The 10,732-nt window shown below is 61.1% G+C and carries 9 protein-coding genes and 2 pseudogenes; 4 read left to right on the top strand and 7 right to left on the bottom strand.

The window, feature by feature from the left end; genetic code table 11:
* Positions 1-180: 180 nt before the first annotated feature.
* Positions 181-525: a YybH family protein gene (locus tag G6N73_RS32470; protein ID WP_343044827.1), complete on the top strand. Its 345-nt coding sequence runs from the start codon at positions 181-183 to the stop codon at positions 523-525.
* A 10-nt stretch (positions 526-535) separates the two neighbouring features.
* Entirely contained in the window at positions 536-1,198 is a 663-nt protein-coding gene (locus G6N73_RS32465) for a SprT-like domain-containing protein (protein WP_165034031.1), read from the top strand.
* A 340-nt stretch (positions 1,199-1,538) separates the two neighbouring features.
* Here the strand turns inward: G6N73_RS32465 and G6N73_RS32460 are convergent, their stop codons facing one another.
* Together G6N73_RS32460 and G6N73_RS32455 are read right to left on the bottom strand one after the other, a co-directional pair.
* On the bottom strand, positions 1,539-1,766 hold the full coding sequence (locus tag G6N73_RS32460; protein ID WP_165034030.1) for a hypothetical protein: 228 nt from the start codon (positions 1,764-1,766) through the stop codon (positions 1,539-1,541).
* Positions 1,753-1,971, bottom strand: coding sequence for a hypothetical protein (locus G6N73_RS32455; RefSeq protein WP_165034029.1), 219 nt, complete (start codon positions 1,969-1,971; stop codon positions 1,753-1,755). The genes G6N73_RS32460 and G6N73_RS32455 overlap by 14 nt, the downstream gene beginning before the upstream one ends.
* 178 nt (positions 1,972-2,149) lie before the next feature.
* On the opposite strand from G6N73_RS32455, the pseudogene G6N73_RS32450 reads away from it, so the two are divergent.
* Positions 2,150-2,982, top strand: a pseudogene (locus tag G6N73_RS32450) (large ribosomal subunit assembly factor BipA); the annotation flags it as partial.
* A gap of 82 nt (positions 2,983-3,064) precedes the next feature.
* Here G6N73_RS32450 and G6N73_RS32445 read toward each other — a convergent pair.
* Positions 3,065-3,820 carry a glucose 1-dehydrogenase gene (locus G6N73_RS32445; RefSeq protein WP_165034028.1) on the bottom strand — a complete coding sequence of 252 codons (756 nt, stop codon included), beginning with the start codon at positions 3,818-3,820 and terminating at the stop codon, positions 3,065-3,067.
* Positions 3,821-4,290: 470 nt separating this feature from the next.
* Here G6N73_RS32445 and egtD point away from each other — a divergent pair, with 470 nt between their 5' ends.
* Positions 4,291-5,265 carry an L-histidine N(alpha)-methyltransferase gene (egtD, locus tag G6N73_RS32440; protein ID WP_165034027.1) on the top strand — a complete coding sequence of 325 codons (975 nt, stop codon included), beginning with the start codon at positions 4,291-4,293 and terminating at the stop codon, positions 5,263-5,265.
* Between the two features lie 138 nt (positions 5,266-5,403).
* On the opposite strand, the gene G6N73_RS32435 is transcribed toward egtD, so the two are convergent.
* The 4 genes and pseudogenes from G6N73_RS32435 to G6N73_RS32410 all read right to left on the bottom strand — a co-directional run bounded on the left by G6N73_RS32435 (position 5,404) and on the right by G6N73_RS32410 (position 8,962).
* A complete protein-coding gene (locus tag G6N73_RS32435) occupies positions 5,404-5,631 on the bottom strand; it encodes a hypothetical protein (protein WP_165034026.1) in 228 nt (75 codons plus the stop codon).
* 267 nt (positions 5,632-5,898) lie between these two features.
* Complete coding sequence (locus tag G6N73_RS32430; protein ID WP_165034025.1) at positions 5,899-6,669, bottom strand: L,D-transpeptidase; 771 nt, start codon at positions 6,667-6,669, stop codon at positions 5,899-5,901.
* Positions 6,670-6,987: 318 nt separating this feature from the next.
* Positions 6,988-7,437 (bottom strand): annotated as a pseudogene (gene msrB / locus G6N73_RS32425) (peptide-methionine (R)-S-oxide reductase MsrB).
* Positions 7,438-8,077: 640 nt separating this feature from the next.
* Complete coding sequence (locus G6N73_RS32410) at positions 8,078-8,962, bottom strand: LysR family transcriptional regulator (protein WP_165034024.1); 885 nt, start codon at positions 8,960-8,962, stop codon at positions 8,078-8,080.
* Positions 8,963-10,732: the final 1,770 nt, after the last annotated feature.

The raw sequence follows: 10,732 nt of genomic DNA, 5'->3' as shown, positions 1-10,732 counted from the left end.
CCGTCGCGGCGCTATTCCCAGCCGCTATGAAAACGATACGTGCCGGCTATTGGAGGAATTCGTCGGGCGCTGCGATCAAGAACCGCCGAAACGTGTGTGTCATCCTCGAATGCGGTTCAACCAACACGAACAGGAGGCCCCTGATGTCCGCCCCTTCCGCTCCCTACTGAACCCGAAGACATTGTTCCAACGCTGGTTAAGCGGTTTAACTCCGGCGACGTCGGCAACCAGATGGCCTTGTACGCCCCGGAGGCCGTGTTCATCGCGGACGACGGGCGAACCATCACTGAACACGCAGAGATCGCTGCCATAATCGGGCGCGATATCAAGCTCGGCTTGCCGCTGGTGACCAATGTGCGCCATGTGTTCGTTGCCGGCGATACCGCCCAGATCGTCTTTGATTGGTCAATTGATGGCACAGGTCCCGACGGCGAGCAGGTGCACCTCGGAGGCGCGGCGTGCGATGTTTTACTTGCCGTATTTCCCGATATCGTTATCAATGTATCGTACGATACATTGATTTGAGGGATATCACATGCCGGCGAGCAACCCGACCCGCACCACCTACGAAGCCTTGAATCAGGCTTACGATTTTTTCAACGACCGCCTGTTTTCGGGCGGGCTCCCGGCCTGCCTCATCACCATGCAGCGGAAGGCCAGGGCGTATGGCTATTTCGCCGGAAGCCGGTTCGGTGGCCGTGACGGCGGCGAAGTCACCGACGAGATCGCCTTGAACCCGTCGCATTTCAAAGCCCGGACGGATCGCGAAAGCCTCTCCACCCTCGCCCATGAAATGGCGCATCTGTGGCAGCACCATTTTGGCAAGCCGTCGCGGAGCGGCTACCACAACAAGGAATGGGCGGCGAAGATGCACGAGATCGGCTTGCATCCGTCCACGACTGGCGAACCGGGCGGTAAGGAAACCGGCCAGAGTTGCAGTCACTACATCATCGAGGGCGGCGCGTTCGCGCGAGCCTATGACGATTTGGCAGGCAACGGCATGGCGACGCTCTATGTCGAGCTTTGGGACGACGAGGAAGCGAAGAAAAAGCGCAAGGCGAAAGCCGCCAGCAAGACAAAATACACCTGCCCAGGCTGTCAGGCCAACGCATGGGCTAAGCCGGATACCCGGCTTATCTGCGGAGAATGTGAAGTCCTCATGCTGGCTGACGAAGAAGAGAAGGAAGAGGCTCTATAAGCGGATCAACTGGCGAAAATCGATTTGCTCACCAGATGCAATCATTTGGCCTCGTAAGGCTGACGATCAGTGACGCAAATCGCAGACTTTCACATCATCGACGCCGCGGCCCGGTTCGTGGACGGTTATGCCAACCCTCCAACGAAACCCGACAGCTCGTCCAGTCGCACCATGGAGAGGCGGACTTGACCGCTGCATCTCCTCGCTCGGAATTCCCGCTCTGGCGAGGTGCAGACGATCGCTCGGGTAAGGTAGTGGACGTGACCGCATACCTTACAACGCGCTTCAATCTTCTGATCGTCCGCCAGGTCGCGCACCTTGACGCTCTGTTTCCAGCCCATCACCAAAAATCCTCTGCCGACGGGATTCGGGTGTAGCTGATCTTGCCGCCAACGTGTCCGCCGGCAGGCGGCCGCCACATACCGAGGCTGACGACTGTGCCGGCGTAACGCGTGTTAAGGGCGTCGATCGCCCGACTGGCGCTTTCCCAGCGTCGGCGCTGGCGATCGTCATTGAGCAACAAGTCAAGCTGGCGCTCGTGCGCCGGCGTCAGGTCATAAAGTGTCACGCCAATCCGGGTAGATCGTCAGACCGCCCCGGAATTCCTGCTGCGCTTTTTCCCAAAGTTCGGAAAGCGCTGAGAGAATGGCCTGGTCGTCATTGACGACCGGCAGATGGTGCTTACCCATCCATGAGCCGTTGCGGATCGACAGCCAAAGCCAGATGCCGGACGCATAGCAGCTCTCGCGACCAGGACGGCCGCGACGCTTCACCTTCACGCGATTCAGGGCAAACGGCACAGGTAGAAACGCAACGAACGCGCGAACAGATACGCGATCAGAATCGCAGCATGGAGCGGGGGCGTTGAGCGCGCTCCTACACGCCTTCAGTAAAGGCCGCACATCATGAAGAAAAGTACGATCGCATTCGTCATTCCAGCAGCAGTGCTCGCGTCCGCTGCAAGAGGCGGAAGGTAATGTGGCGCTCGAGATCGAGGAAGCCGAGGACAAGGATTCCTTCTACGTCTCGGGCCGTGGCGAATTGCAGCTCGCGGTCCTCATCGAGACCATGCGCCGTGAAGGCTTCGAACTGGCCGTCTCCCGCCCGCGCGTGGTGATGCACAAGGCCGAGGACGGCACGCTGCTCGAGCCGATCGAAGAAGTGGTCATCGACGTGGACGAGGAGCACGCCGGCATTATCGTGCAGAAACTGTCCGAGCGCAAAGCCGAGATGATCGAGCTGCGCCCGTCGGGCGGCGACCGGCAGCGGCTGGTCTTTCACGCGCCGACGCGCGGCCTCATCGGTTATCAGTCGGAGCTCCTGACCGACACGCGCGGCACGGCCGTCATGAACCGCCTGTTTCACGAGTACCAGCCCTATAAGGGCGAGATCGGCGGCCGGATGAATGGCGTCCTGTCTCCAACGAATCGGGCGAGTCGGTGGCGTTTGCGCTGTGGAACCTGGAAGACCGCGGCCCAATGGTCATCGACCCCGGCGTCAAGGTCTATCAGGGCATGATCATCGGCATCCACAGCAGAGACAACGATCTGGAAGTGAACGTTCTGAAGGGCAAGAAGCTCTCCAACGTGCGTGCCGCCGGCAAGGACGAGGCTGTGAAGCTCACTCCTCCGATCCGCATGACGCTTGAACGCGCGCTTTCGCGGATTCAGGACGACGAGCTCGTCGAGGTGACGCCGAAGACAATCCGACTGCGCAAGCTCTATCTCGACCCCAACGAGCGCAAGCGCTTTGAGAAGCAGAAGGTAGCCGCCGGAGCGGCCTAACCTGGTTCTGAAGAGGTTATGCCCGGCAAGCACAGGGTGCCTGCCGGGCATTATATTGCGATTTTGTTGCGCGGCAGAGCCTCTAGACTTGCGCCATGCCGCCATCCACGCTGAGTTCGACGCCCGTAATGTACCTGGCGGCGTCGGAAGCGAGGAACGCGATTGCTTCGGCAATTTCCGAGGGTTCCCCGAACCGCTCGAGAGGCGCGACCTGCGCGACCATCGCCCGGTATTGCTCGATCTGCTCCGCATTCATTTTCAGTCCGTTTTCCATGATCGGCGTCTGAACGGGGCCGGGGCTGACCGCGCTGACACGGATCTTCCGCTCGCGCAGATCGTTGGACCATGAGCGGGCGAAGGACCGCACGGCCGCCTTGGATGCGCTATAGAGACTCATATTCGGAAAACCCTTTCCGGAAAGGATGGAGGCGGTCAGCACCACCGCGCCGCCATCGCTCAGAAGCGGAAGCATGGTCTGCGTGGTGAAGAACAGACCCTTGACGTTGATGTCGAAGGTTTTGTCGAATTCAGCCTCCGATGTTTCGCCGAATGTGTTGTTTTCCGCGATACCGGCATTGGCGACGACAATATCCAGCCGGCCATCTTCTTCTTTGATCCGGTCTCGCACCCGCTCGAGATCGGCGATTTCCGCTACGTCGGATTGAATGGCCACGCCCTTCGGGCCCAGTTCCGTCGCTGCCTTGTCAAGGCTCTTCCCGTTACGCCCCGTGATGTAGACCTTGGCCCCTTCCCGGATGAACAGCGCTGCCGTTGCAAGACCGATGCCTGTGGAGCCGCCGGTGATAAGCGCGACCTTGTTTTGAAAACGTTCTGACATGTTATATTCCTATATCCATATTTCGATAATACCGTATCTGCCGATGACTCCTCCCAGGCCCGGTCCGACGCGATTGGTGCTGTCCGTCGTATGGCAGGCGGCGCAGCCCTTGAAGACGGTTTCTCCAGCAGACCCAAAGATCGGATACAGCGGACGAAATTAGAAATTCCCTTTGGACATACATTCGATAGGCGCGGGGTATCGTCATCCAAGAACGCTGCTACGGCACCTCCGTGGAGCAGGGGGCGCGGCTCTGAGTATGTGACTGCGAGCGCCCGCCTGACGGCATTTCAAACCAGCTCATTGCCTGATTGTCCCGGAGCGGCCGCGGCAAGCGGGGGCGAGCTGTGTGTCTGGACGAACGGCAACGGATTGTGGATTCGCGGCGCGATCCGCGGACTTACCTTTCCGCCGCGGCGGCGTGTGGCCCGCGGCACTCCCGTTTGGGCTATTCGAGGAAACACGCGTCGATGCACGATCTGACTGCACCCCTGTCCCATGGCGACTACAACCTCTTTCGCTCCGACGTCGTCGAGGGACTATCCCGCCCTCAAAAGACGATCCCGTGCCGCTGGCTGTATGATGAACGGGGTTCCGACCTGTTCGAGGAGATCACGCGACTCGAAGATTACTATCCAACGCGCGCGGAGACAGCGATCCTGCGGGCGCGCCAACCCGAACTGCAACAGTTCGCCGGCCCGGGGCCCATCTTGATCGAGTACGGCGCTGGTGCGGGAGTAAAGACGGAACTCGTGCTAGAGTCGCTCGCGGAGCCGCGCGGCTATGTCCCCATCGACGTCGCGCACGAGTACCTGCTTCAAACGGCGCACCGGATGGAACGCCGCTTTCGCTCTTTGTGGGTGCGGCCTGTCGAACGCGACTTCATGAGCGCATTCGAGATGCCCACGGGCATGCCCGCAGGCCGGCGCGTCGGATTCTTTCCTGGCTCGACGATCGGAAACCTCGACGCCGCGGAAGCCGAGGCTTTTCTCTCGCAGATGTTGCGCCACGTTGGACCCGACGGCGCCGCGATCGTCGGCGTTGACCTCGTGAAGCAGGTCGAGACGCTGCTCCGCGCCTACGACGACAGCAAAGGGGTCACGGCGCAGTTCAACCTCAACCTGCTCGCCCGCATCAACCGTGAACTCGGGGGCGACTTCCGCCTCGATCACTTCCGGCACCTCGCGAAGTGGAACGATGCCGACCGGGCGGTCGAGATGCACCTGCTCAGCCTCACGGACCAATGGGCCTCGATTGGTCAACGCCGATTCCAATTCCGGGAGGGCGAGACCATCCACACGGAGAGCTCGAGGAAATACGATCGCGAAGGATTCGGCGCGCTCGCGGAGCGCGCGGGCTGGCGGGTATCGCAGGCCTGGAAGGACGACAAGCGCCTGTTTTGCGTCTTCGCGCTCTCGCCTTTGGCCGAGCGGAGCCCGCGCTGACATATCAAGTCGCGGGGCGCTGCAAAACTACAAGTCATGAGACGCTCGATGCGGGGCACGGGCCACGTTAACTGGATGCCCTGCACCGCACTCTAAACGCTCGCGCGCCGAGAGAATGCATCAGCTTTCCTGAAGTTGCTACCCCGCGAGCGCCTGCCCGAGCCGTGTTGGAAGCCGTCCGTCGATGTGCTTGAGACCGAGACGGAGATCCCGATCCTCGTCGCGCTTCCGGGTGTCGCGCCCGACTATGTCGAGGCGGTGATCGAGGGCGGCGCCCTCGTCGTGCGAGGCCGCCGCGTGCTGCCTGCAGAATTGCGAAATGCGCGGATCCACAGCTTGGAGCTTCCGCAGGGTTGTTTCGATCATCGCGCCGTCCTTCCGCCAAGGCGCTAGGTCGGCCTGAAAAGGAGCCCATGTCAGACTTCGAAACAGCGTGCAATAGGTGCCGATCATGATCAACTGGATTATAATGAATTAGATCGAGACCACGCCGAGCGGCACGATGCCGAACAGGGACGCCAGTCGCCAGCGCTTCAGGCAAGCGGGCTGGCAGCCAAAGTCGTAGCCTAAGGGGGCTAGGAAGTCTTGGTTCAGCGACGGTTTCTGTCTGTCTGCCTCAAAACACGAAGACGGTTACGTCGAGAGGGGAGACTGGATCGGACCGAGGCTGGTGACCAGAATGGGCGTGCGGTTCGGCACGCGCTCGTGCAAATCAATGACGTCCTGGCTGAACATGCGAACGCATCCCGACGACACCGACTGGCCGATTGAAGACCATTCCGGTGTCCCGTGGATGCGGTAAAGCGTGTCCTCCCCATTCTGGAAGATATAGAGCGCGCGTGCCCCAAGCGGATTGTTGAGTCCGGGCTCCATGCCGCCATTGGCAATGCTGTACGGCTCGAGTTCAGGTTGGCGCGCGACCATTGTGTCGGGGGGCGTCCAGCGTGGCCAAGCACGCTTGTATTGAATGACGCCACGTCCCGCCCAATCGAAGCCGGCGCGGCCAAGACCGACGCCGTAGCGCCTCGCCTTGCCGTTTTCGGTGGTGAAGTAGAGAAAATGATTGGCGGTATCGACGACGATCGTGCCAGGCCGCTCGCCGGTCGGATCATCGACAAGCTGTCGAAAATAGCTTGGATCAATGCGTTCGACAGGGATGGCCGGAAGCGGAAATTTTTCGTCGGGCCGCGCTCCATACATGGAAATATAGTACGGCATGCCAGGGGCCGCTCCGGCGGCGAAACCGCCCGTCCTGGGGAAGCGCGAGGCCGCCTCCTCGGCGAACGATCGGGGTGCCTGGGTCGTTGAACAGCCGGCCAAGCCGAGCAAGGCGGCGGAGCCACCCAGACGGAGAAAAGCCCGACGATCGAGAGAATTCGGCGTTGGAAACTTTTTAAAATTCATCACTGTCTTTTCCTCATCGATCTTCTCGCCAAGAAAGTGGCTGGATCGTTCGCTGCCGTAAAAGTGCGGATCGGGTAATAATTCGATATCTCAATGCCTGTTGTTACATGTACCGCGCATTCCCCACGGAAATTTTTGATCGTGCTGTGGGGGCGATAGACCTTGTCGTCATCCGTTCTCCTGTCAGCCAATCCTATGTCGTGGCCGCCGGAGTATCCAACCGGCGTCGACGCGACGCCGGGGAAGGCGCCGCACCAGCTGCTGCATTCCCAAGAAGCAACCCCTGTCAGATCGCGCCCTCTGTAGTCGTTGCCATCGTCAGGCCTCCTGCTTTGCAAAGAGCTTTGCGGGCTCGCCGTACCCTTCGCTCTCCAGTTGGTCGCGATCGATGAAGCGCAGGGAGGTCGAGTTCATGCGGGATCTCGACCCGCCCTTGTCGCGCGGCCCGTCGGGGAAAAGGTGGCCCAAGTGGCTGTCGCCGTGCTTGGAGCGGACCTCGGCCCGTGTCATGCGGTGCGAGCTGTCCACGTTTTCGACGACGTTCGCGGCCTCGAGAGGCCGCTTGGCCAGCCCGTGCCGCTGTCGAATCTATCGAACGACACGAAGAGCGGCTCTGCGGAAACCACGTCGACGTAGAGGCCAGGTTCCTTGTTGTCCCTCCCAGTATTCGTTGGGGAAGGGGCGCTCGGTTCCGTTAGTCTGCGTGACGCGGTACTGCTCGGGAGTCAACTCCGAGACCGCTTCGGGGTTTTTCCTGTAGGTCGGCATTCCCGGAGCTCCTTTGTTCTGCATTGAAGATAGGCACGGGGGCGGGCGAGCGTCCAATCACCTCCGTCTATCGAAACGATGCCACGTGGATCGCCGCTCGAGGTGTTTACATCTAATGGGGACTGGATTCACTTGCCGCAGAAGCTGCGGGTCAGACATTGCTAGAAAAGAACTTCGAATCGGCGCTCGCCGCGATACCGAGCGGCTATGGCGAAGGCATGTACGAGGGGCTGCCATACGGCGTCACCGTGCGGAAGTCTCGCGACGGAAAGCGGACCAGCCTGGTCCCGCGAGCGCTCGCGGGTGGCGAGGTCGTCAGCTTCAACCTTTACCGGCTGAGGTCGGGTGAGGACTCTTTGCGTCCCTTGAAATGCCGGCCGAGAAGGTCGTTGCGTTCGTTCTCGGGTAGCGGACGCGGTCGCCGCCATGGTATTGTGGAGTTTCGTCATCGTCCAGAGCGTGATCCTGTTCGTCTGGATAACCGCTAACCCGGTCGGCGCGATGAGCCTGCTGCGCGACGGCGGCCGGTCGGGGTGCGTGGTTTGCTCGCGTTAGGTTTCGGCGAGGGCGGGGCAAAGGTATTTTGTCAATAATTGCTGGGTATGCCGCGCTGTCACGCGATGCCCTGGCCGGCGCCGTCCTAAGCAGTGCGGAGCTCCCTGAGAAGGAAATCGGAAAATGCGCGGGCGGCAGGCTTTATGGTCTTTCCGCTGACGAAGAGCGCATTCACTTCCATCGAGCCGAAATCCCAGTCTGGCAGCACCCGCACGAGCTGCCCGGCCTTGAGCTCTGCCCGCGCGCTGCTTTCGCTCGACGCGGCGATCCCCAGCCCGGCGAGGGCGCTTGCCGTGGCTCCTTCGTTGATGGTGATAGCGAGCTGGGTGTCAACGCGCACGGAGGTGACGCGGCCGTCCTTGCGGAAGGAGAAAGTCGGCGCGGGGTGTGCCGGACCGATGATCACCGAGTGGTGCGCGAGGTCCGATGGCATCGTGGGCGTGCCGCGCGCCCGTAGGTAGCCTGGAGAGGCCATGAGGATCCTCGGCAGGTGGATGATCTTGCGCGCCGTCGCGCTCGAGTCGGGGAGGGCGCCGAACCGGAACGCCACGTCGATGCCCTCGGTCACGAGGTCTTGGTAGCGGTCGTTCGACAGGAGCTCGATCTTCAGCGCCGGATGCTTCTTCATAAACATGGGAAGCCTCGGGATGATTTCCCTGAGCACGAAACTTGACGACGTGCCGACGCGGAGCGAGCCGCGCAACTCTCCCGTACCACGTGCCTCGTGGTCGGCCTCGTCGAGCGCCGCCAGGATCGCCTCGACGCGCATCAGGTACGTCGCGCCGGCCTCGGTCAGCGTCACCGCTCGCGTGGTGCGGCTAAAAAGCGTCGCGCCGACCTCCTCCTCGAGCGCGGCGATCAGCCTGGATGCCGACGGCTGCGACAGGCCGAACTCGCGGCCAGCACTGGAGAAGTTACCGACGCGCGCGGCGCGGGTAAACAGTCTGAGTGCTGAGAGTCGATCGTTCATCGCTTGGTGCGCTCTGGGTGGGCTACACGGAGGCCGGGATCAGCGTGAAGGTTGTCAGGATCTAATCGAGCGCGGCGGCGACCGCCACCACAGCGCAGGCGGCGCCGATCCAAAGCCACCAGCTGAATTTGGCAGGAATTCGGGAAATCTAGCAGTTGTGTTGCCAGTACTTTGCCACGAAAGGCGCAAAATATCGCACCGTCCCTGAGCCGCTTCCTTGTGCCGGTCTTCGGCCGTTGCAATTCCTGCATGATATTTACGACGGGTGTGAGAAAGCTGTTGAAATCGTGAGAGGCGAGCAGCATTCTCGGATCGCTGCCCGCAGAAGCATGGTCGTTTACGCTGGGACATCGGGACGTCGGGGGCTGCTGTTCGATCAGGGCCTCCCTCCGTGTGCGCTACTCACGTTCTGGAGTCGGTTGGGTCTGTTGCTACAAGCTCCACTAACTGGGTTGGGCAGATGGTGCGCCGTGCGTGTCCAGATGCAAAGTTAAGAAGCGTCAATGCTGGTAAATCGGGGTATGCCTTTGGCCATCCCGGCAGGCGCTCATCGCCGTGGGTCCCGATCGCTGGAACCCGCGACAACGTCTGGGGTTGCCGGTCTGGCACATCATCGGCGCACATGCCACCCCAAGTGATGACGGCTGACTTCCTGCGCCAGAATCCCGGCTACCGGATCAAGGAGCTGTCCTGCGTTGAACCGGGTCGGTTGCCGGCCTATCTCGGGAGATCGAAAGCGTGACGGATGCCGCGCCCTAAATTTGGCGGCCGCGCTCCACTTGGGATCCGACAGATAACCAAACGCCCATTCGGTGACGAATGGCGCCTCGATGAGGTAGCCATCCGGGGAGAGAGGCACTGGCCGTGGCGGCCTGTGGGCGGTACTGATCGCCAAATTTATTTCGCTGACCCGAGAATTACAAATGCTTGTCTCGGCACTGTTGGCCAGAGCCGTGCGCATAAAGCGCAACAGATCGCCTTCAATAAAGGCTTGGTCATATAGCCGGGTCCTTCGGCAATCCGCGCGCGCCGGCCCGCTCGCTGCGGTCGGCGGTGATGAAATGGTCGCCGCGACCAAGCCGTCGGTGTTGCCAACATGAGCGGACTCCAGAATTTGCCATCCAGATTTAAGCGCCTCGAATGAAAAACCCGATCGATCTGATCAAATCTTCACAGCTTGCCGACGCCGGCCTCGGCCGAGACGGCCGCCGGGCGAGCTCGGGGACGCTCGGCCAAGGGATCTACCATCGCCATTGCGATCGTCGACGGTACAGAGCGGGCTCCATAGGCAACGGCCGCGATCCAGGTTTCCCGGTCACCAGTCGTCCTGATGATGCAAGGCTTTCGGGCATCTGTCCGTCGGCCATTCCGATTTGACCGCCTATCTGGCGAAAATCAACGACGTCGGGGCGGGGCATGCAGGATCTGCAGCCCGCGTCTCGATTGGACCATCACAGCGCGTCTTGCGAAGGCTGGACCTGGGCCGCGCATGTAGTGAAGCTCGGGTCGGTATCGTGGAGCTACGAGATCACGAACTGCGGATATCCAGTCAGTTATTGAAGCGCGGAGTTTCATTGCAGTTGTTCCTTTCCTGTCCAGGCAGCCCTCAGTCGGCGAAGCAGGCCAACCTTGCCGGCAACCAAAGATCGATCGTCGTGCCCCGACGAGGTCGAACCGGGCCGGTCCCGAACTCGGATTTTTCCGGGAGCCCGCAAGTGCGGTTGCCGATGCCATCCTCGAAGGCATCACGACCGGCGCATTTGAGGTGAT

The sequence above is a fragment of the Allomesorhizobium camelthorni genome, from assembly GCF_011045125.1.
Lineage (GTDB): Bacteria > Pseudomonadota > Alphaproteobacteria > Rhizobiales > Rhizobiaceae > Allomesorhizobium > Allomesorhizobium camelthorni.
The sequence above is the reverse complement of the archived record's forward strand: the minus strand, read 5'-3'. Positions and strand labels throughout refer to the sequence as shown.

Bases quoted from the DNA above. Each gene is read 5' to 3' on its own strand.
- G6N73_RS32445 (WP_165034028.1), bottom strand. From the start codon at position 3,820: ATGTCAGAACGTTTTCAAAACAAGGTCGCGCTTATCACCGGCGGCTCC.
- G6N73_RS32430 (WP_165034025.1), bottom strand. From the start codon at position 6,669: ATGAATTTTAAAAAGTTTCCAACGCCGAATTCTCTCGATCGTCGGGCT.
- G6N73_RS32410 (WP_165034024.1), bottom strand. From the start codon at position 8,962: ATGAACGATCGACTCTCAGCACTCAGACTGTTTACCCGCGCCGCGCGC.
- G6N73_RS32465 (WP_165034031.1), top strand. From the start codon at position 536: ATGCCGGCGAGCAACCCGACCCGCACCACCTACGAAGCCTTGAATCAG.
- G6N73_RS32435 (WP_165034026.1), bottom strand. From the start codon at position 5,631: ATGATCGAAACAACCCTGCGGAAGCTCCAAGCTGTGGATCCGCGCATT.
- egtD (WP_165034027.1), top strand. From the start codon at position 4,291: ATGCACGATCTGACTGCACCCCTGTCCCATGGCGACTACAACCTCTTT.